The sequence below is a fragment of the Pantoea sp. S61 genome (assembly GCF_016625145.1).
GTDB lineage: Bacteria > Pseudomonadota > Gammaproteobacteria > Enterobacterales > Enterobacteriaceae > Pantoea > Pantoea rwandensis_B.
This window is the reverse complement of record NZ_JACVUO010000009.1, coordinates 97,586-118,777: the sequence shown is the minus strand read 5'-3', so window position 1 is coordinate 118,777 and position 21,192 is coordinate 97,586. Positions and strand designations below refer to the sequence as shown.

The 21,192-nt window shown below is 54.6% G+C and carries 14 protein-coding genes; 7 read left to right on the top strand and 7 right to left on the bottom strand.

The window, feature by feature from the left end:
- Window positions 1-8 precede the first annotated feature (8 nt).
- The 6 genes from mukF (at window position 9) to IAE30_RS17500 (ending at window position 9,886) form a co-directional block, all read left to right on the top strand.
- The gene (mukF, locus tag IAE30_RS17525; RefSeq protein WP_034820534.1) at window positions 9-1,331 is read left to right on the top strand and encodes a chromosome partition protein MukF; all 1,323 of its coding nucleotides are present in this window, start codon (window positions 9-11) and stop codon (window positions 1,329-1,331) included.
- Complete coding sequence (gene mukE, locus IAE30_RS17520; RefSeq protein ID WP_034820531.1) at window positions 1,312-2,046, top strand: chromosome partition protein MukE; 735 nt, start codon at window positions 1,312-1,314, stop codon at window positions 2,044-2,046. The genes mukF and mukE overlap by 20 nt, the downstream gene beginning before the upstream one ends.
- Window positions 2,043-6,509: a chromosome partition protein MukB gene (gene mukB, locus IAE30_RS17515; protein ID WP_038647797.1), complete on the top strand. Its 4,467-nt coding sequence runs from the start codon at window positions 2,043-2,045 to the stop codon at window positions 6,507-6,509. Before mukE ends, mukB begins: the two co-directional genes overlap by 4 nt.
- 180 nt (window positions 6,510-6,689) lie before the next feature.
- Window positions 6,690-8,480 carry a L,D-transpeptidase gene (ldtD, locus tag IAE30_RS17510; protein ID WP_370585618.1) on the top strand — a complete coding sequence of 597 codons (1,791 nt, stop codon included), beginning with the start codon at window positions 6,690-6,692 and terminating at the stop codon, window positions 8,478-8,480.
- A gap of 188 nt (window positions 8,481-8,668) precedes the next feature.
- Window positions 8,669-9,220 carry a YcbK family protein gene (locus tag IAE30_RS17505; protein WP_200680486.1) on the top strand — a complete coding sequence of 184 codons (552 nt, stop codon included), beginning with the start codon at window positions 8,669-8,671 and terminating at the stop codon, window positions 9,218-9,220.
- A gap of 36 nt (window positions 9,221-9,256) precedes the next feature.
- Window positions 9,257-9,886, top strand: a complete 630-nt coding sequence (locus tag IAE30_RS17500; RefSeq protein ID WP_038647793.1) for an MBL fold metallo-hydrolase — start codon at window positions 9,257-9,259, stop codon at window positions 9,884-9,886.
- Window positions 9,887-9,928: 42 nt separating this feature from the next.
- Here the strand turns inward: IAE30_RS17500 and IAE30_RS17495 are convergent, their stop codons facing one another.
- The 4 genes from IAE30_RS17495 to pncB all read right to left on the bottom strand — a co-directional run bounded on the left by IAE30_RS17495 (window position 9,929) and on the right by pncB (window position 15,480).
- Window positions 9,929-11,119, bottom strand: coding sequence for an amino acid aminotransferase (locus IAE30_RS17495; protein ID WP_034820516.1), 1,191 nt, complete (start codon window positions 11,117-11,119; stop codon window positions 9,929-9,931).
- Window positions 11,120-11,317: 198 nt separating this feature from the next.
- Window positions 11,318-12,424: a porin OmpC gene (ompC, locus tag IAE30_RS17490; protein ID WP_038647791.1), complete on the bottom strand. Its 1,107-nt coding sequence runs from the start codon at window positions 12,422-12,424 to the stop codon at window positions 11,318-11,320.
- Between the two features lie 300 nt (window positions 12,425-12,724).
- Window positions 12,725-14,125 (bottom strand): asparagine--tRNA ligase, encoded by a 1,401-nt coding sequence (gene asnS, locus IAE30_RS17485; protein WP_038647788.1) that lies wholly within the window; start codon window positions 14,123-14,125, stop codon window positions 12,725-12,727.
- Between the two features lie 149 nt (window positions 14,126-14,274).
- Window positions 14,275-15,480 (bottom strand): nicotinate phosphoribosyltransferase, encoded by a 1,206-nt coding sequence (gene pncB, locus IAE30_RS17480; protein WP_038650193.1) that lies wholly within the window; start codon window positions 15,478-15,480, stop codon window positions 14,275-14,277.
- Window positions 15,481-15,724: 244 nt separating this feature from the next.
- On the opposite strand from pncB, the gene pepN reads away from it, so the two are divergent.
- The gene (gene pepN, locus IAE30_RS17475) at window positions 15,725-18,343 is read left to right on the top strand and encodes an aminopeptidase N (RefSeq protein ID WP_038647786.1); all 2,619 of its coding nucleotides are present in this window, start codon (window positions 15,725-15,727) and stop codon (window positions 18,341-18,343) included.
- A gap of 110 nt (window positions 18,344-18,453) precedes the next feature.
- On the opposite strand, the gene ssuB is transcribed toward pepN, so the two are convergent.
- From ssuB to ssuD, 3 genes are read right to left on the bottom strand one after another with little or no spacing between them, the layout of a single operon-like run.
- Entirely contained in the window at window positions 18,454-19,245 is a 792-nt protein-coding gene (ssuB, locus tag IAE30_RS17470; RefSeq protein ID WP_038647784.1) for an aliphatic sulfonates ABC transporter ATP-binding protein, read from the bottom strand.
- Entirely contained in the window at window positions 19,242-20,030 is a 789-nt protein-coding gene (gene ssuC, locus IAE30_RS17465) for an aliphatic sulfonate ABC transporter permease SsuC (protein ID WP_034820490.1), read from the bottom strand. The genes ssuB and ssuC overlap by 4 nt, the downstream gene beginning before the upstream one ends.
- Before the next feature lie 10 nt (window positions 20,031-20,040).
- The gene (ssuD, locus tag IAE30_RS17460; protein ID WP_200680485.1) at window positions 20,041-21,186 is read right to left on the bottom strand and encodes an FMNH2-dependent alkanesulfonate monooxygenase; all 1,146 of its coding nucleotides are present in this window, start codon (window positions 21,184-21,186) and stop codon (window positions 20,041-20,043) included.
- Window positions 21,187-21,192 lie beyond the last annotated feature (6 nt).

Sequence of the window (21,192 nt, the reverse complement as noted above, 5' to 3'; positions counted from 1 at the left end):
GATCAACTATGAGCGAATTTTCCCAGACGGTCCCCGAATTGGTGGCATGGGCGCGCAAGAATGACTTTTCACTTGCGTTGCCGGTAGAACGTCTGGCCTTTTTGCTGGCTATCGCCACCCTAAACGGTGAGCGCATGGACGGTGAAATGAGTGAAGGTGAACTGATCGATGCGTTTCGTCACGTCAGTAAAGCCTTTGAGCAAACCCACGAAACCGTGCAGGTGCGCGCCAACAACGCCATCAATGACATGGTGCGCCAACGCCTGCTCAATCGCTTTACCAGCGAGCTAACTGAAGGCCACGCGATTTATCGTCTGACGCCGTTGGCCATCGGCATTACCGATTATTACATTCGCCAGCGCGAGTTTTCCACGCTGCGCCTGTCAATGCAGCTGTCGATTGTGGCACAGGAACTGAAACGCGCCGCCGATGCCGCTGAAGAAGACGGTGATGAATTCCACTGGCACCGCAATGTCTTTGCCCCGCTGAAATATTCCGTGGCCGAGATCTTCGACAGCATCGACATGACACAACGTCTGATGGATGAGCAGCAACAAGCGGTTAAAACCGATATTGCGGACCTGCTCAACAAAGACTGGCGTGCCGCGATTTCAAGCTGTGAACTGCTGCTGTCCGAAACCTCCGGCACACTGCGTGAACTGCAGGATACGCTGGAAGCGGCGGGTGACAAATTGCAAGCCAATCTGTTGCGCATTCAGGACGCTACGCTGAGCAGCCCGGATTTGGGCTTTGTCGATAAGCTGGTGTTTGATCTGCAAAATAAGCTGGACCGCATCATCAGTTGGGGTCAGCAGGCCATCGATTTGTGGATTGGCTACGACCGCCACGTGCATAAATTTATTCGTACCGCCATCGATATGGATAAGAACCGCGTCTTCGCGCAGCGTTTACGTCTTTCGGTGCAGAACTACTTCGATCAGCCCTGGGCGCTGACCTACGCGAATGCCGACCGTCTTTACGATATGCGCGATGAAGAGATGACGCTGCGTAATGATGAGGTGATGGGCGAACTGCCGCCGGAGATGGAGTACGAAGAGTTTAACGAGATTCGTGAGCAGCTTGCCGCGATGATCGAAGAAGCATTGCAGATTTACAAGCTGGAGCAAAAGCCGCTCCATCTCGCGACGGTGATGCGCGATTATCTGGCGCAATACCCGCGTGCGCGTCACTTTGATTTGGCGCGTATCGTCATCGATCAGGCCGTACGCCTCGGTGTCGCCGAAGCTGATTTAGCCGGTCTGCCGGCAGAATGGCAGACTATTAATGATTACGGAGCCAAGGTGCAGGCACATGTCATCGACAAATATTGAACAAGTGATGCCAGTTAAACTGGCGTTGGCACTGGCAAACCCGATTTTCCCGGCGCTCGATAGCCAGTTACGCGCGGGACGCCACATTGGTATTGAAGAGCTGGATAATCACGCTTTTCTGATGGATTACCAGGAGTACCTGGAAGAGTTTTATGCGCGCTACAACGTTGAGCTGATGCGCGCGCCGGAAGGTTTCTTCTATTTGCGTCCACGTTCAACCACACTGATTCCGCGCTCGGTGCTGTCCGAGCTGGATATGATGGTCGGCAAGATCCTGTGTTACCTCTACCTCAGCCCGGAGCGTCTGGCTAATGAGGGGATTTTCACCCAGCAGGAATTGTATGACGAACTGCTGTCACTGGCGGATGAGAGCAAACTGCTCAAGCTGGTGAACCAGCGTTCGACCGGCTCTGACCTGGATCGTGCCAAGCTGCAGGAAAAAATGCGTGCTTCGATCAGCCGCCTGCGCCGCTTAGGTATGGTGTGGTACATGGGCAACGACAGCAGCAAGTTCCGCATCATGGAGTCGGTGTTCCGCTTCGGTGCGGATGTGCGCAGCGGTGATGATGCACGTGAAGCACAACTGCGTCTGATCCGCGATGGCGAAGCCATGACGCTGGAGAACAAAGCCGCGGCCAACGAGAGTGATGATGCAGATAACGACAATGACGTTGAAAGCGATGCGAATGATAACGCGGAGGATGAACAGGAATGATTGAACGCGGTAAGTTTCGTTCGCTAACGCTGATCAACTGGAACGGCTTCTTTGCGCGTACCTTTGATCTCGATGAGCTAGTGACCACACTCTCCGGCGGTAACGGTGCCGGTAAATCAACCACCATGGCGGCTTTTGTCACGGCACTGATCCCCGATCTCACCTTGCTGCACTTCCGTAACACCACCGAAGCGGGCGCGACCTCTGGCTCACGCGATAAAGGTCTGCACGGTAAACTGCGCGCAGGTGTCTGTTATGCGGTGCTGGATGTGGTCAACTCGCGCCATCAGCGCGTGGTGGTCGGCGTGCGTCTGCAACAGGTTGCCGGACGCGACAAGAAAGTCGATATCAAACCGTTCAGTATTCATGGTCTGCCGACCGATTCGCTGCCGACGGATATGCTGACTGAAATCCTTAACAGCCGCCAGGCGCGCGTATTACCGCTGGCGGAAGTGAAAGAACGCGTTGAAGCGCAGGAAGGCGTGCAGTTCCGTCAGTACAACTCGGTCACAGATTACCACGCCGTCCTGTTCGAGCTCGGCGTGGTGCCGCGTCGTCTGCGCACCGCCAGCGATCGCAGTAAATTCTATCGCCTGATTGAAGCCTCGCTGTACGGTGGTATTTCCAGCGCCATCACCCGTTCTCTGCGTGATTATCTGTTACCGGAAAATGGTGGCGTGCGTAAAGCCTTCCAGGATATGGAAGCCGCGCTGCGTGAAAACCGCATGACGCTGGAAGCGATTCGCGTCACGCAGTCCGATCGCGACCTGTTCAAGCATTTGATCTCTGAAGCCACCAGCTATGTGTCGGCGGATTATATGCGTCACGCCAATGAGCGCCGCATTCACCTCGACGGCGCACTGCAGTTACGTAATGAACTGTTCACCAGCCGTAATCAGCTGGCTTCCGAGCAGTATCGTCACATCGAAATGGCGCGTGAACTTTCTGAGCACAACGGTGCAGAAAGCGATCTGGAAACCGACTATCAAGGCGCCAGCGATCACCTGAATCTGGTCCAGACCGCCATGCGTCAGCAGGAGAAGATCGAGCGCTATGATGCCGATCTCGAAGAGCTGACCTATCGTCTGGAAGAGCAGAATGAAGTGGTGGCGGAAGCCCGCGAAGTGCAGGAAGAGAACGAAGCGCGTGCCGAAGCGGCTGAAATTGAAGTTGATGAGCTGAAAAGCCAGTTAGCCGATTTCCAGCAGGCTCTCGATGTACAGCAAACCCGTGCCATCCAGTATCAACAGGCATTGCAGGCGCTGGAAAAAGCGCGCGCGCAGTGTCAGTTGCCCGATCTGACCATCGATAATGCGACGGAATGGCAGGAAACCTTCCAGGCACGCGAAGAAGAAGCCACCGAGCAACTTTTACGTCTGGAGCAGAAACTGAGTGTGGCCGAAGCGGCGCACAGCCAGTTTGAGCAGGCATTAGCGCTGGTGACCAGTATCGCCGGCGAAGTGAGCCGTCAGGATGCATGGCAAGTGGGGCGCGACTTATTGCGCGATGCCGCGAACCAGCGTCACCATGCCGATCAGCTCTCTTCGCTGCGCCTGCGTCTCAATGAGCTGGAAACGCGCCTGCGCGAGCAGCATGATGCCGAGCGCCTGTTAGCCGATTTCTGCAAGCGTCAGGGGCAACAGTACGATGCCGAAGCGCTGGAAGGGCTGCAGCGCGAGCTGGAAGCACAGATTGAACAGTTGAACGAAAGCGTGTCCGATGCCGGTGAACGCCGCATGCTGATGCGCCAGGAACTGGAACAGCTGCGTGAACGCATCACTGCACTGACGGCACGTGCGCCGCATTGGCTGGCCGCGCAGGAAATCCTGACGCAGCTCAGCGAGCAGACCGGGCAAGAGCTGACCAACAGCCAGCAGATTACTGAGTTCATGCAGCAGTTGCTGGAACGTGAGCGCGAAACCACCGTTGAACGTGACAATGTGGCGGCACGCAAACGTGAAGTCGAGCAGCAGATCGAGCGTTTAAGTCAACCTGGCGGGGCGGAAGATGCTCGCCTGACGCAACTGGCGGAACGATTTGGCGGCGTACTGCTGTCGGAAATTTACGATGACGTCACGCTGGATGACGCACCGTACTTCTCGGCGCTGTATGGCCCATCGCGTCATGCGATTGTGGTACCCGATTTATCTCTGGTGCGTGAACTGTTGGATGGCCTGGAGGATTGCCCGGAAGATCTCTATCTGATTGAAGGGGATCCGCAGGCGTTTGATGATAGCGTCTTCAGTGTTGATGAGTTGGAAAACGCCGTGGTTGTGAAGGTGGCTGAGCGTCAGTGGCGCTACTCCCGCTTCCCGAAAGTGCCGCTGTTTGGCCGTGCTGCGCGTGAAAACCAGCTGGAACTGCTGAACAATGAACGCGACCAGCTGGCAGAACGGTTTGCCACTTTGTCCTTTGACGTACAGAAAACGCAGCGTTTGCATCAATCCTTCAGCCGCTTTATCGGTAGCCATTTAGCAGTGGCGTTTGATGAAGATCCTGAAGCGCTGATCCGCCAGCTGAACAGCCGCCGTGGCGAGCTGGAACGGGGGCTGGCACAACATGAGAATGATAACCAGCAGCAGCGTGCCCAGTTTGAGCAGGCTAAAGAGGGCGTCAGCCAGCTCAACCGCCTGCTGCCACGCGTGAATCTGCTGTTGGATGATTCACTTGGCGATCGCTGCGAAGAGATACGTGAACGCGTCGAAGAAGCTCAGGAAGCGGCGCGCTTCCTGCATCAGCATGGCGCTAAAATCAGCAAGCTGGAGCCGCTGGTGTCGGTGTTGCAAAGCGATCCGCAGCAGCACGATCAGCTGGAGCGCGATTATCAGCAAGCACAGCAGCAGCAGCGTGATGCGCGTCAGCAGGCCTTTGCCCTGACGGAGGTGGTGCAGCGTCGCGCCCACTTTAGCTATGAAGATTCTGCCGGCATGCTGACCGGCAACAGCGATCTCAATGAAAAACTGCGCCAGCGTCTGGAGCAGGCGGAGGGGGAGCGCAGCCGTGCGCGTGAACGTCTGCGCGAACATCAGGCGCAGCTGACACAATATTCACAAGTGCTGGCATCACTGAAAAGTTCCTATGACGCCAAGCGCGACATGCTGAAAGAGTTGCAGCAGGAGATGCAGGATATCGGTGTGCATGCCGATGCCAGCGCCGAAGAGCGCGCCCGCGCCCGACGCGACGAACTGTATACCGCATTAAGCCATAACCGTGCTCGTCGTAATCAGCTGGAGAAACAGCTCACGTTCTGCGAAGCCGAAATGGACGGCCTGCAGAAGAAACTGCGCAAGCTGGAGCGCGATTATCATCAGATTCGTGAGCAAGTCGTCAGCGCTAAAGCAGGCTGGTGTACGGTGCTGCGTCTGGTGAAAGAGAACGGCATGGAGCGTCGCCTGCATCGTCGTGAGATGGCCTATCTGGGCGGAGATGAACTGCGTTCAATGTCAGATAAGGCATTGGGTGCACTGCGTCTGGCGGTAGCGGATAACGAACATCTGCGTGATGTATTGCGCATGTCGGAAGATCCAAAACGTCCAGAACGTAAAGTGCAGTTCTTTATTGCGGTGTATCAACATCTGCGCGAACGTATTCGTCAGGATATCATTCGCACTGACGATCCGGTTGAAGCCATCGAGCAGATGGAAATTGAGCTGAATCGTCTGACGGAAGAGCTGACAGCACGCGAGCAGACGCTGGCCATCAGTTCACGCAGCGCGGCGAATATCATTCGTAAAACCATTCAGCGTGAGCAGAACCGTATTCGCCAGCTGAACCAGGGCTTGCAGGCCGTGAGTTTTGGTCAGGTGCGCAGTGTGCGTCTTAACGTCAACGTGCGTGAAGCGCACTCCACGCTGCTCGATACCTTGTCTGAAGAGCATGAAGCGCATCAGGATCTGTTTACCAGCAATCGTCTGACCTTCTCCGAAGCGCTGGCGAAACTTTATCAACGTCTGAATCCGCAGATTGATATGGGGCAGCGCACACCACAAACCATCGGTGAAGAGCTGCTCGACTACCGCAACTATCTTGAGATGGAAGTGGAAGTGAACCGTGGTTCTGATGGCTGGCTGCGCGCGGAGAGTGGTGCGTTGTCAACCGGTGAAGCGATCGGTACCGGTATGTCAATTCTGGTGATGGTGGTGCAGAGCTGGGAAGAGGAATCTCGTCGTCTGCGCGGCAAAGATATTTCGCCATGCCGACTGCTTTTCCTTGATGAAGCGGCACGTCTTGATGCCCGCTCCATCGCCACCCTGTTCGAACTGTGTGAGCGTCTGGAGATGCAGCTGGTGATTGCTGCGCCAGAGAACATCAGCCCGGAGAAAGGCACTACCTACAAGCTGGTGCGTAAAGTGTTTAACAACACTGAACACGTGCATGTGGTGGGGCTGCGTGGATTCTCGGCAGATCCTGTGCCAGCAAAACGCGACACGAGTGATATCGATTTAGAAACAGAAAATACCTGACGCTGAATCTGGTTAAAAAACAGCGCACCGTTTAATCTGTAAGCGGCATCTGCACACTGAGGCAGATGCCGTTTTTTATTTGTATACTCAACAATAAGAGTAAGGCTGTACATAGCGATAACAGGGCGCTGTGTCTTAGGTGAGAAGGGGGCAGGGATGTGGCTGAATAGAAGAAGCAGAATGAATCGTGCGGTACTCGCACTCAGTGTTTCACTGGTATTGTCGCCGCTGGCCACCAGCCATGCCGCGATCATTGCCGCTTTACCCGGAACGTCACATAGCGCCATGTCAGTGGCGGCGAGTCAGCATCAAATTCAGCAGGCTTTTAGCCCCAGTCAGCAACCTTTCTATCTGCCGGGATTAGCCGGTATCTACGCCGCGCGTAATATGGCGCCACTCTGGCAGGATCAGCAAGCGGTGCAGGCATTCCAGCAACAGCTGGCGGAAGTGGCGCTTTCTGGTGTCCAGCCACAGTTTACCCGTTGGGTTGAATTACTGACGAATCCCACGATTACCGGCATGGCGCGCGACATCGTGCTGAGCGATGCCATGTTGGGTTATTTGCAGTTTGTCGCCAATGTGCCGACGCAGGGCGAAACCTGGTTGTACAGCAATGTCCCTTACAAACTGACGATGCCGGGCGTGGCTGCCATTAACCAGTGGCAGAATGCGGTGAACGGTGGTGGCAGTCGCGCGTTTGTCATCTCGCTGGCACCGCAACATCCTCAATATGCGCCGATGCACAGTGCGCTCAAAGCGCTGCTGACCGATAACCGCCCATGGCCGCAACTGCGCGACAGCGGGACGCTCCGCCCCGGTCAAATCAGCAACGATGTGCCTGCGCTAAGAGAGATATTGCAGCGGACCGGCATGCTGACTGCCGCAACGCACAGCAGCACACCGACCCCAGCTGATGATGCCGTGCCGACAGCACCTGTGCCGGTCAGCCAGAGCAATCAGCCGATCGCGGTTAGCCCTTCGGCGGCCAGCGTCAATGATTTGTCTGCGCAGGCGCCAGCGGCAACCGGTAACGTCTTGGCGGGTTCGCCCCCTGCTGGCGACAATGTGTATGACGCCGCGCTGGTGGAAGGGGTAAAACGCTTCCAGCACTGGCAAGGTCTGGCGGATGATGGGGCGATAGGCCCTCGCACGCGTGAGTGGCTGAATGTGTCACCGCAGATGCGCGCATCGTTGCTGGCACTGAATATCCAGCGCCTGCGTCTGCTGCCGGATGATATGCATAACGGCATTATGGTGAACATTCCCAACTATTCGCTCACCTATTACAACAACGGTGCCACGATTTTGTCATCGCGGGTGATTGTCGGTCGTCCCGATCGTAAAACGCCACTGATGCGCAGTGCGCTGAATAATGTGGTGCTCAATCCACCGTGGAATGTGCCGACTACGTTAGTGCGTCAGGATATCGTGCCGAAGGTCAAACAAGATCCCGGATACCTCTACAAGCACGGCTATACCTTACTGTCGGGCTGGAGTGCGGATGCGGAGGTGATCGATCCGTCGATGATTGACTGGCATATGGTTTCTGCAGCCAGTTTCCCGTATCGCATTCGTCAGGCGCCGGGCGCGATGAACTCGCTGGGTCGTTATAAGTTTAATATGCCGAGTTCCGATGCCATCTATTTGCACGACACGCCTAACCACGGATTGTTCCAGCGCGATATTCGCGCACTGAGCTCCGGTTGTGTGCGCGTGAATAAGGCCTCTGAACTGGCCGACCTGCTGCTGCAGGATGTGGGCTGGAATGACAGCCGCATCACCGACACGCTGAAACAGGGCGACACGCGCTACGTGCCGATTCGCCACCGCATCCCGGTCAATCTCTACTACTTAACCGCATGGGTCGCGGCGGATGGACAGCCGCAGTATCGTACAGATATTTACAATTATGATAACCCTGCGCGTTCTGGTAGCCAGGTTCTGTCAAAAGCAGGAAAACTTCTCCTCTAGTCATTGATTTGCCAGTTTTCACCTCTCTTCGAAAAGACCAGTACCCGTCGCAAAATTTCGGTTTTGCGCGGGTTTTGGTCATTCTTTGACACATTGCGGGTTGACTGACCTCCAGGCTGCGGTTACTGTTCGGCCTTGTGTACTTTTTACACATTTTTTTGTCGCTTTAGATTAGGTAACCCCGCTACATGGCTAATTTTGATTCCCAACGTCGTCGATTACTCCTGATTGGAGGCGCAGCGGCAGGTTTGTCTCTGCTTCCTGGTTCCGCGCTGGCTTCGCTTTCCACCTCGCGCCCCCGAGTATTGACGCTTAATAACCTTCACACCGGTGAAACCCTTAAAACGGAGTTTTTTAACGGCAAGAGTTATGACAAGGATGAGTTAGCCCGCTTAAATCACTTCTTCCGTGATTACCGCGCCAATCAAGTGAAACACATCGATCCGCATCTGTTTGATCAACTTTATCGTTTACAGATGGTACTCAACACCCGCAAACCGGTGCAGCTGATCTCAGGCTACCGTACGCTGGCCACTAACAACATGCTGCGCGAATCGGGTTCTGGCGTGGCTAAACACAGCTATCACACCAAAGGGCAGGCGATGGATTTCCACATTGAGGGGATTTCATTGAGCAATGTTCGCAAAGCGGCGTTATCTATGCGCGCCGGTGGTGTAGGATATTATCCGCGCAGCAACTTCGTACACATTGATACCGGGCCCGCAAGGCACTGGTCCTGATACCGGCAGCGCTGCGTGTGTCGGTCATGGAGCGCTATGAATTACCACATTATTCCGGTTACGGCCTTTTCTCAGAACTGCTCGGTCATCTGGGATGACGAAACCCAGCAGGCGGCGCTGGTTGATCCCGGCGGTGATGCAGAGACCCTTATTGCCGTATTGGCTGAACGGGGATTAACGCCTGCACAAATTCTGCTGACGCATGGTCATCTTGATCATGTAGGGGCTGCTGCTGAACTCGCCGCACATTATCAAATTCCTATTGTTGGCCCTCACAAGCTGGACGCGTTCTGGCTGGATAATCTGCCAACGCAAAGCCGCATGTTTGGCCTGCCGGAATGTGCGCCACTGGCGCCGGATCGCTGGCTGGAAGAGGGCGAAACGGTGCAGGTTGGGAATGTCACGCTGGAAGTGCTGCTTTGCCCGGGTCATACGCCGGGACACATTGTTTTCTTTGATCGGGCTGGACGCTTATTGATATCGGGCGATGTGATTTTCAATGGCGGTGTCGGACGTACCGATTTCCCGCAGGGCAGCCACAGCGATTTAATCAATGCGATTAACACTAAGCTGTTACCGCTGGGTGATGATGTGACCTTTGTGCCGGGCCACGGTCCGATTTCCACCTTAGGTCGGGAGCGCATCAGTAATCCGTTCCTGCAATAAAAAATGGGCCATTTAGGCCCATTTCTCATGCTACTGACTTGTTTAGAGTACAGCGACAATCGCTTCACAGAGCGCAGACATATTGTCTGGCGTCATCCCAGCCACGTTCACACGACCAGAGTTAACGGCATAAACGCCGAACTCGTCACGCAGGCGCACAACCTGATCTTTGGTCAGGCCGCTAAACGAGAACATGCCGTTCTGCTTAATGATAAAGCTGAAGTCCTGTTTCGCGCCTTTCTCTGCCAGGGTATTCACAAACAGCTGACGCATGCGCTGTATGCGCTGACGCATGTCTGTCAGCTCCTGCACCCAGATGGTACGCAGCGCGTCGTTACCGAGGATAGTGGCGACCACAGCGGCACCGTGTGACGGTGGGTTAGAGTAGTTAGCACGGATGCTGTATTTCACCTGGCTAAAGGCGGTTTTCGCGACATCGCTGTTGGCGGCAACCAGCGTCAGTGCACCGACACGCTCGTTGTACAGGCCAAAGTTTTTGGAGTAAGAGCTGGCAACGATCAGCTCCTGATGAGACGCGGCGAAAATACGCAGGCCTTCGGCATCCTCATCCAGGCCACGTGCAAAGCCCTGGTAAGCGAAGTCGAACAGTGGCAGCCAACCCTTTTCCTGCGACAGCTTCGCCAGCTGTTGCCATTGGTCCGCGGAAGGGTCGACGCCAGTCGGGTTGTGGCAGCAGCCGTGGAACAGCACGACATCACCGGCTTTGGCTTCCTGCAACGAGGCGACCATGCCTGCGAAATCGAGGCTATGGTTGGCTGCATCGTAGTACTGGTAATCACAGACTTCCAGACCCGCCGCGTTGAATACGTTTTTGTGGTTCGGCCAGCTAGGATTACTCACCCACACGCGCTTCACATTGGTCTGCGTCGCAAGGAAATCCGCAGCGACGCGCAATGCACCGGTGCCGCCTGGCGTTTGTGCTGTGCACGCGCGGCCCGCTGAAATCAGCGCGCTCTCTTTGCCGAACAGCAACTCCTGAGTGCAGCGAGCAAAATCGGCCAGGCCATCGATGCTCAGGTAATTTTTGGTGGTTTCATTTTCCAGCAGATACTGCTCAGCTTTTTTAACACTGGTGAGTACCGGTGTTTTACCGGTTTCATCTTTATAGACACCAATGCCAAGGTTGATTTTATTCGGGCGGTCGTCGGCGCGAAACAGGTCAGCCAGTCCCAGAATAGGATCGGCGGGTGCGGCAGAGATCGATTCAAACATGAGTCAGTTCCGTTTGGGTGAACTTTAGCGAAATGAGCTATCAGGTTAGCGTCAGATGATACGCTTGCCAACCGCTGACATAAAAAAGAAATAAGCCGCGTGTATAAAGTAGTGGCGCTAATTGAGAAGCTGATCACTGAAAAGCAAAACGGAGCCCGAAGGCTCCGTTTTTAAACAGTATTCGTTTCTAATCGAAGATTAGAACTGGTACTGCAGGCCAACACCAACAGTGTCATCAGTAGTGATGCCGGCTGCGCGGGTGAAGTCGTTTTCGTCCATCAGGTTGATCTGATAATCAACATAGGTAGACATGTTTTTGTTGAAGTAGTAGTACGCACCAACAGAAACGTATTTGTAGATATCCTGGTCACCCCAAGTCTCGATGTCCTTGCCTTTAGACTGGACGTATGCGACGGATGGGCGCAGACCGAAATCGAACTGGTACTGTGCAACAACTTCGAATTTCTGTTCTTTGTTGATCGCGCCGCTGAGTTCATTAACGGTATCAGCGTCAGTAGTGATCCAGGTTGAGTTACGGGTTTCACCGTACATTGCAGCCAGATACAGGTTGTTAGCGTCGTATTTCAGAGCAGTTGACCATGCGTCAGCTTTCTTGCTGCCGTTGCCGTAGAATGAACCCTGCTGGCCGTTAGTGCGATCTGAAGAGGTATAAGCTGCTGAAACACCAACACCGATATCAGAGGTATAAGTTAAAGAAGTACCCCAGCCGTCGCCATTTGCTTTAGATGCAGAGCGGCCGTTGGCAGACTCTTCGTTTTTGCCCTGATACTGAACAGCAAAGGCCAGGCCGTCAACCAGACCGAAGAAGTTGTTGTTACGGTAGGTAGCCAGACCATTTGAACGGCCAACCATGAAGTTATCTGAATAGCCAGAGTCACCACCAAACACTGGCAGAACATCGGTCCAAGCCAGTGGGTCATAACCAACACCGTAGTTACGGCCGTAGTCGAATGAACCGAATTCACCAAATTTCAGACCAGCAAAGCCTAAACGGGTTTTGTTACCGTCAGTACCCTGAGCTTCAGAATTGTTGGCTTGAACGTTGTATTCCCACTGGCCGTAACCGGTCAGTTGGTCATTAATTTGGGTTTCACCCTTGAAGCCGAAACGAACGTAAGTCTCATCACCATCTGAGCCAGCGTTGTCGGAAAACTGATGACGCGCATCAACTTTACCGTACAGGTCCAGTTTGTTGCCGTCTTTGTTATAAATTTCTGCTGCGTTTGCTGCGCCGGCAGCTAACAGAGCAGGGATAACCACTGCAAGAATGTTGCGCTTCATCATTTTTTATTACCCTCATTGGAGTTATTTGGACATCTGCCACTGCCGTCAAGAAACCTTTACGGGAACCTTGAAAGAAGTTTGATGTCTCCTGTGTCTGCACGCATCTTTCCATCACAGGGTTGCTATTTCTAGCCCGAAAATGATTCAAATCTCGCAATTACGTATCAAAAAGAAATTATGTATTACAATTTGTAAAATATCGGGAACTTTGTGAGAGAACTCTAAATTTACAAAAATAAAAAAAGGCCGGCAGTGCCGACCTCGTTATATATATGAATTACTTATATTTAATCGCGAATTTTAGAAATTAGCGTTACGCGGGGTACGTGGGAAGGGGATAACATCCCTTACATTTTGTACGCCAGTGACATAGGCGATTAATCGTTCGAAACCTAATCCGAAGCCAGCATGTGGCACGGTGCCGTAACGGCGCAGGTCACGATACCACCAGTAATCTTCTTTGTTCAGCCCCATTTCTGCCAGACGTGCATCCAATACGTCCAGACGCTCTTCACGCTGTGAACCACCGATGATTTCACCAATGCCCGGCGCCAGAACATCCATTGCCGCCACGGTCTTACCATCTTCGTTCATACGCATATAGAACGCTTTGATATCTTTTGGATAATTCTTCACCACCACTGGGGCTTTGAAGTGCTTCTCAGCCAGGTAACGTTCATGTTCGGAAGAAAGATCCACGCCCCAGGAGACTGGGTTTTCGAATGTCTGGCCGCTTTTCAGCAGAATGTCGACCGCATCGGTGTAGTCCACCTGCGCGAAATCGGTAGTGACAAAACGTTCTAAGCGCGCAATCGCATCTTTGTCTACGCGTTCTGCGAAGAACGCCATATCGTCAGCACGCTCTTCGAGTACGGCCTTGAACACATACTTCAGCATGGCCTCAGCCAGTGCAGCAGCATCGTCAAGGTTGGCGAAAGCGACTTCCGGTTCCAGCATCCAGAATTCCGCTAAGTGGCGGCTGGTGTTGGAGTTTTCGGCACGGAAGGTTGGGCCAAAGGTATAGACTTTTGACAGCGCACAGGCATAGGTTTCGGCGTTCAGCTGACCAGACACGGTCAGGAAGGCTTCTTTACCAAAGAAGTCTTTATCGTAATCGACTTTGCCTTGCGGATCGCGCGGCAGGTTTTCCATGTCCAGCGTAGAAACACGGAACATCTCGCCCGCACCTTCCGTATCGGATGCAGTGATCAGTGGGGTGGAAACCCAGAAGTAGCCATTTTCGTGGAAGAAGCGATGCAGCGCCTGTGCCAGAGTATGACGTGTACGGGCTACCGCACCGACCAGGTTGGTGCGCGGGCGCAGGTGTGCGACTTCACGCAGATATTCAATACTGTGGCGCTTCGCTGCCATCGGATAAGTGTCCGGATCATCCACCCAACCAGTGACTTCCACTTTGGTCGCTTGCAATTCGAATGCCTGGCCTTCGCCAGGAGATTCCACCACTTTACCGGTGACAATCACTGAACAGCCCGTGGTCAGACGCAGCACTTCATCCTGATAATTATTCAGAGAATTATTGACGACGGCCTGAACGGGATTAAAGCAGGAACCGTCATAAACGGCGATAAAGGAAAGACCGGCTTTGGAATCTCTTCGGGTACGCACCCAACCACGTACGGTGACTTCACTGTCAACCGCGACACGGCCGTGCAGTACATCCGCTACAGGCACTACGCTCATAAATATCTCTCTATATATAGAAGTGGATAAAAGCCCCATTTCGGGGTTTTGCTATGTTACTTGCGAGCCATCAGGAAACAAGCAATTTTGCAGGGGGAAAGGGGAGATTTGTTGTGAAAGCGCAGGGTGCGAACACCCTGCATCAATGATTAGCTGGCTCTTTTCACCAGAGGGAGGTCGAATGCCTTGCGCAGGGCGCGCACGAAGGCTTTGTCCTGGCAGATGGTTTTACCTGGGCTGTCAGACAGTTTCGCCACCGGTTTGCCGTTACAGCTCACCAATTTGATCACGATGTTAAGCGGCGTCACGCCGGGGATATCGCAAGTGAGGCGGGTGCCGATGCCGAATACCACGTTGGCGCGTTGGCCAAAGTGGCGATAGAGCGCCAGCGCTTTGTCCAGATTGAGGTTGTCGGAGAACACCAGCGTTTTGCTTTTAGGATCAATATCCAGACGCTGATAGTGGGCAATCGCCTTTTCGCCCCATTCCACCGGATCGCCCGAATCATGGCGCAAGCCCTGATAACGATGTGCAAAACCGGGACCGAAATCACGCAGGAAAGCATCCATGGTGATGCAGTCTGTCAACGCGATACCCAGTTGGTCATCATATTCATCCAGCCAGGATTGCAGTGCCGCACGTTGGCTGTTGGCCAGCACCGGGCTAATTTGTTGATGCGCCTGGAACCATTCATGTGCCTGAGTGCCCACCGGGTTGAGCTGTAAGCGGCGCGCCAGATCATAGTTACTGGTGCCCACCAACCACGGGAATTCGGCTTTCAGGGTCGCGACGATCGTTTCCTGTACGTTTTTTGAGTAACGACGGCGTGTGCCGAAATCCATCAGCTGGAAGCGCGACATATCGAGATCGCCAACCTGTTCACGGAACGTCACCAGTTTTTGCTGCAGATGAGCCACCGCGTGCTCTACGCCAATGTCCGGTGTGCGATGTCGATGCACCACTTCACTGATCAGCGCCAGCAGCGGGACTTCCCATAAAATCACTTCGCGCCATGGCCCGCTGATTTGAAGGGCCAAACGGCCATTCTCATTGCGTACGTTGACCTGAGAAGGATCAAAGCGGAATTGGCGCAGCCAGTTGAGGTAATCGGATTCAAAGAAAGGTAAGCCACTGAGGTAGTTATATTCGTCGTCGCTCAGGGTGAGAGAGGGCAGTGTATCGAGTTGCGCGCGAATCTCATCGGCATACTGGCCGAGCAATTCATCGCCGCGACAACGAAATTCTGCCGTTACCGGGACATCATAGTAACGATGATAAACGGCCTGCTGCATATGAAGCTTATACGCATCGGTATCAAGCAGCGTGGTCAAAATCGGGGAAGCATGTCCAGTCATGGTGCGTTTCAGCATCCTCTTCCGCGGAGCAGAGCCCGGTGTCAACAAAGTCATAAAGACGCAGGAGTATAAAACAGTAATGACCGGGATCACACCATAATTGCGGGTGGCAGGTCGAGGGTCATTTGTGCCATTGTTAATGAATTGTAGCCTTTTCAGCAAAGGCACGCATTGTGCGTGGCAACGAAGGCGCAACCCGCTTAGACTTTGACGGGTAGACATTTCAACGATGCGAGAAGGACTTATGACGCAACAGCCGCAAATTAAATATCGCCACGACTATCGAGCGCCCGATTACACCATCACTGATATTGACCTGACTTTTGACCTCGATGCGGCTTGCACGCGCGTGACCGCCGTCAGTCAGGTGAAGCGTCTCGGTGCTGCAGATGCCGAACTGCGTCTTGATGGCGAAGATCTCACGCTGATCTCGCTGGCAGTGGATGGCAATCCTTGGTCACACTATCGTGAGGAAGAAGGTGTGTTGGTGTTAAGCCAGCTACCGGAGAACTTTACGCTGACCCTCATTAATGACATCCATCCAGACAAAAACACCGCGCTGGAAGGGCTCTACAAGTCGGGTGATGCGCTCTGTACCCAGTGTGAAGCGGAAGGTTTCCGCCATATTACCTGGTATCTGGATCGCCCGGATGTGCTGGCGCGCTTTACCACCACGATTATTGCTGATGCCGCGAAATATCCGTTCTTGCTGTCAAACGGCAACAAACTGGAGAGCGGTCGTCATGAGGATGGTCGTCACTGGGTGAAGTGGCAGGATCCGTTCCCGAAACCTTGCTACCTGTTTGCCTTGGTGGCCGGTGACTTTGATGTGCTGCGTGATAGCTTTACCACGCGCTCAGGCCGTGATGTGGCGCTGGAGATCTTTGTCGATCGTGGCAATCTGGATCGTGCCGACTGGGCGATGACTTCATTGAAAGCCAGCATGAAATGGGATGAAGAGCGCTTCAATCTCGAATATGACCTCGATATCTTCATGATCGTCGCGGTGGATTTCTTCAATATGGGCGCGATGGAGAATAAGGGCCTCAACGTCTTTAACTCCAAATATGTGCTAGCGAAAGCCGAGACCGCGACCGACAAAGATTACCTCGGCATTGAGGCGGTGATTGGGCATGAATATTTCCATAACTGGACCGGCAACCGCGTCACCTGCCGAGACTGGTTCCAGCTGAGCCTGAAAGAGGGCTTAACCGTGTTCCGTGACCAGGAGTTCAGTTCTGATCTCGGCTCGCGTGCGGTGAACCGCATCGACAACGTACGTGTGATGCGCGGCGCGCAGTTTGCTGAAGACGCCAGCCCAATGGCGCACCCGATCCGCCCGGATCAGGTGATCGAGATGAACAACTTCTATACCTTGACCGTTTACGAGAAAGGCTCTGAAGTGATTCGTATGATGCATACCTTACTCGGTGAAGAGAATTTCCAGAAAGGCATGCAGCTTTACTTTGAGCGTCATGATGGCAGTGCCGCGACCTGCGACGATTTTGTGCAGGCGATGGAAGATGCCTCCAATGTTGATCTGTCACAGTTCCGTCGCTGGTATAGCCAGGCCGGTACGCCGGTGCTGACGGTGCGTGACGACTACAATCCTGAGCTGGAGCAGTACACGCTGCATGTGACACAACACACGCCACCAACGGCCGAGCAGAAAGAGAAGTTGCCGCTGCATATCCCGTTGGATATCGAACTGTACGACAACGAAGGCAAGGTGATTCCGCTGCAGCATAACGGCCATCCGGTGCATCATGTGCTGAATGTCACCGAGGAGTTCCAGACCTTTATTTTCGATAACGTGCACTTCCAGCCAGTACCGTCACTGCTGCGCGAATTTTCTGCGCCGGTGAAGCTCGACTATAAATGGAGTGATGCGCAGCTGACATTCCTGATGCGTCACGCCCGCAATGATTTCTCGCGCTGGGATGCTGCGCAAAGCCTGCTGGCGACCTACATTCGCCTGAATGTGGCACGCCATCAGCAGGGACAACCGCTGTCGTTACCGTTGCACGTGGCGGATGCCTTCCGCGCGGTGTTACTGGAAGAGCAGAGCGATCCGGCGTTAACGGCACTGATTTTATCGCTGCCCTCCGAGAATGAAATCGCGGAGCTGTTTGAGGTGATCGATCCTCAGGCGATTTCTGCAGTGCGTGCCGCGCTGGTACACGCGCTGGCAACCGAACTGAGCGATGAATTGTATGCCGTGTATCTGGCAAACCAGAGCCAGGAATACAAGGTAGAGCATGCAGAGATTGGCAAGCGCTCACTGAAAAATGTCTGCCTGAGCTATTTGGCGTTCGCCGATGTAGAGCAGGCGGATAAGTTAGTGCAGGCGCAGTATCAGCAGGCCACCAATATGACGGATGCACTGGCTGCGCTCTCAGCAGCAGTGGCAGCGCAGTTGCCGTGTCGTGAAGCCTTGCTGGCCGCGTATGACGAGCGCTGGCATCAGGATGGCCTGGTGATGGACAAATGGTTTGTGCTGCAAGCCACCAGCCCGGCGGACAACGCATTGAGCAAGGTGCGTGAACTGCTCAATCATCGTTCTTTCACCATGGGTAACCCGAACCGCATTCGTTCACTGATTGGGGCTTTTGCGGCCGGCAACCCAGCAGCGTTCCACGCCAAAGACGGCAGTGGTTATCAGTTCCTGGTGGAGATGTTGACCGATCTCAACACGCGTAATCCGCAAGTGGCGGCACGTATGATCGAGCCATTGATTCGTCTGAAACGTTATGATGCCGGTCGTCAGGCATTGATGCGTCAGGCGCTGGATACGTTAAAAGGGCTGGATAAGCTGTCGGGCGATCTGTACGAGAAGATCACCAAAGCGTTGAACGCCTGTTAAGGTAAAAGCCGCATCACAATGATGCGGCTTTTGCTGAACTCACTGCCACTTTCTCTGGTTGCGTGGAGTGGCAGTGGCACTATCCCGATCGACTTCGACTTCGAATCCGACTAACGCTGCTGGGCGAATTTCAGCGGCTGCTCTGCCGGACTGCGCTTCATCACACGATCCAGCACTTCTGCTTCCAGTTCCGCCAGTCGCGCCGACCCACGTCGACGTGGTCGCGCGAGGTCCACGGTTAAATCCAGCCCAATCTGCCCCTCTTCAATCAGCAATACGCGATCGGCCATCGCCACTGCTTCACTGACATCATGGGTGACCAGCAACACCGTGAAGTTATGTTGTTGCCATAGCGATTCAATCAATCCCTGCATCTCAATACGCGTCAGTGCATCCAGCGCACCCAGGGGTTCATCCAGCAGCAACAAACCCGGTCGATGAATCAACGCGCGAGCCAGCGCCACACGCTGCTTTTGCCCACCCGATAGCGCCGCTGGCCACTCGTTAGCGCGATCGGCTAAACCTACCGCCTCCAGTGCTTCCAGCGCGGCAGCCCGCCATTCACGCCCCTTCAAACCCAGACCCACATTATCGATAACTTTTTTCCACGGCAGCAGACGCGCATCCTGGAACATGAGGCGCGTGTCTTCGCGAGCTTGCGCCAACGGCGCAGTCCCTGCCAGCAGTTCACCGCGCGAAGTGGATTCCAGTCCCGCCAGCAGGCGCAGCAGGGTACTTTTACCGCATCCGCTGCGGCCCACTACCGCAACAAACTGCCCTGCCGGGATATGCAGATTGATGTTGTTGAGGATGGTGCGATCACCATATTGCTTGCTGACGCCGTTAACGCCAACCGGGGTGCCGCTGTTCAGACGCGACGGGCTTAACGTTGCGTTGCTCATGCGTTCTCCTTCAATTGATAAGCCGGATGCCAGCGCAGCCATACGCGCTCCAGCAGTTGAGCGGCGACATCGGCCAGTTTGCCGAGCAGCGCGTAGAGAATGATGGCGACCACCACCACATCGGTTTGCAGAAACTCACGTGCATTCATCGCCAGATAGCCAATGCCAGAGTTGGCCGAGATAGTTTCAGCCACGATCAGCGTCAGCCACATCAGGCCCAGCGCAAAGCGCACGCCGACCATGATCGAGGGCAGCGCACCCGGCAGAATCACCTGAATAAACAGACTCCAGCCAGAAAGACCATAACTGCGCGCCATCTCCACCAGACCGCGATCGATATTACGGATACCGTGATAAGTGTTGAGGTAAATCGGGAATAAGGTGCCGAGTGCCACCAGGAAAATCTTGGCTGACTCATCGATGCCAAACCACAGGATCACCAGCGGGATCAATGCCAGATGCGGCACGTTGCGCAGCATCTGCACTGAGGTATCCAGCAAACGTTCACCCACGCGTGAGGTGCCGGTGATCAAGCCAAGCACCAAGCCGATCGAGCCGCCAATGGCAAAGCCAATCGCCGCACGCCAGCCACTGATGGCGAGGTTTTGCCACAATTCACCACTCACCGTCAGCTTCCAGAACGTAATAATGATGTTTTCCGGTGAGGGCAGAATACGTGTTGAAAGCCAGCCCACCTGAGAGGCGAGCTGCCACACCGCCACCAGCAGCACCGGTAAGGCCCAGGGCAGCAGGGCATTACTCAGCTGTTTTTGAAACTTTGCCATCCTGAACTCCTTAGCTCTGAGACACTTTCTGTGGGGTGAAATCGTTGGCAACCGCTTCACCGTGCGCTTGCACCACTCGAGGTTTCGGCACTTCAGGGATAGCCAAATCAAGGTGTGGGAACAGCAGCTCACCGACACGATAGGCCTCTTCAAGATGCGGATAGCCTGAGAGAATAAAGGTCTCGATGCCGAGGTCGCTGTACTCCTGCATACGTGCAGCCACGGTTGGGCCATCGCCCACCAGCGCAGTACCGGCACCGCCACGCACCAAACCCACGCCTGCCCACAGGTTCGGGCTGATCTCCAGTTTGTCACGACGGCCACCGTGCAGCGCGGCCATGCGCTGCTGACCGACAGAATCGGTACGGGCAAAGGCCGCTTGCGCTTTGGCAATGGTGGCATCGTCGAGATGAGCAATCAGGCGACCCGCTGCCTGCCAGGCCTCTTGATTGGTTTCGCGCACGATGACGTGCAGACGAATGCCGAAGCGCACTTTACGGCCCTGCGCAGCCGCTTTGGCACGCACTTGATCAATTTTCTCTTTGACTAATGCCGGGGGCTCGCCCCAGGTGAGATAAACATCGACCTGCTCAGCGGCGAGATCCTGCGCGGCATCGGATGAACCGCCAAACCACAGCGGTGGACGTGGCTGTTGTACCGGTTTGAACATCAGGCGTGCACCGCGCACTTTGACGTGTTTACCCTCGTAATCCACGGTTTCGCCTTCTGAAACGCGACGCCATACGCGGGTGAACTCCGCGGATTCTTCATAACGCTCGCGATGATCGAGGAACACGCCGTCACCCGCCAGCTCTTCAGGATCGCCGCCAGTGACCAGGTTAAACAGCGCGCGCCCGTTGGACAGACGGTCAAGCGTCGCGGCCTGGCGCGCTGCCTGAGTGGGTGAAATCACGCCCGGACGCAGCGCCACAAGGAAGCGCAAACGTTGCGTCACTGGAATCAGTGACGCGGCCACCAGCCAGGCATCTTCGCAGGAGCGGCCGGTGGGGATCAGCACGCCGCCAAAGCCAAGGCGATCGGCGGCCTGAGCAATCTGCTGCAGATAACCGTGATCGACAGGACGCGAACCTTCGGCGGTGCCAAGATAGTGCCCATCACCGTGGGTCGGGAGAAACCAGAATACGGATATGCTCATGATTCA

Coding starts and splice junctions, on each gene's coding strand:
- mukF (WP_034820534.1), top strand. CDS start 9: ATGAGCGAATTTTCCCAGACGGTCCCCGAATTGGTGGCATGGGCGCGC.
- mukE (WP_034820531.1), top strand. CDS start 1,312: ATGTCATCGACAAATATTGAACAAGTGATGCCAGTTAAACTGGCGTTG.
- mukB (WP_038647797.1), top strand. CDS start 2,043: ATGATTGAACGCGGTAAGTTTCGTTCGCTAACGCTGATCAACTGGAAC.
- ldtD (WP_370585618.1), top strand. CDS start 6,690: ATGAATCGTGCGGTACTCGCACTCAGTGTTTCACTGGTATTGTCGCCG.
- IAE30_RS17505 (WP_200680486.1), top strand. CDS start 8,669: ATGGCTAATTTTGATTCCCAACGTCGTCGATTACTCCTGATTGGAGGC.
- IAE30_RS17500 (WP_038647793.1), top strand. CDS start 9,257: ATGAATTACCACATTATTCCGGTTACGGCCTTTTCTCAGAACTGCTCG.
- IAE30_RS17495 (WP_034820516.1), bottom strand. CDS start 11,119: ATGTTTGAATCGATCTCTGCCGCACCCGCCGATCCTATTCTGGGACTG.
- ompC (WP_038647791.1), bottom strand. CDS start 12,424: ATGATGAAGCGCAACATTCTTGCAGTGGTTATCCCTGCTCTGTTAGCT.
- asnS (WP_038647788.1), bottom strand. CDS start 14,125: ATGAGCGTAGTGCCTGTAGCGGATGTACTGCACGGCCGTGTCGCGGTT.
- pncB (WP_038650193.1), bottom strand. CDS start 15,480: ATGACTGGACATGCTTCCCCGATTTTGACCACGCTGCTTGATACCGAT.
- pepN (WP_038647786.1), top strand. CDS start 15,725: ATGACGCAACAGCCGCAAATTAAATATCGCCACGACTATCGAGCGCCC.
- ssuB (WP_038647784.1), bottom strand. CDS start 19,245: ATGAGCAACGCAACGTTAAGCCCGTCGCGTCTGAACAGCGGCACCCCG.
- ssuC (WP_034820490.1), bottom strand. CDS start 20,030: ATGGCAAAGTTTCAAAAACAGCTGAGTAATGCCCTGCTGCCCTGGGCC.
- ssuD (WP_200680485.1), bottom strand. CDS start 21,186: ATGAGCATATCCGTATTCTGGTTTCTCCCGACCCACGGTGATGGGCAC.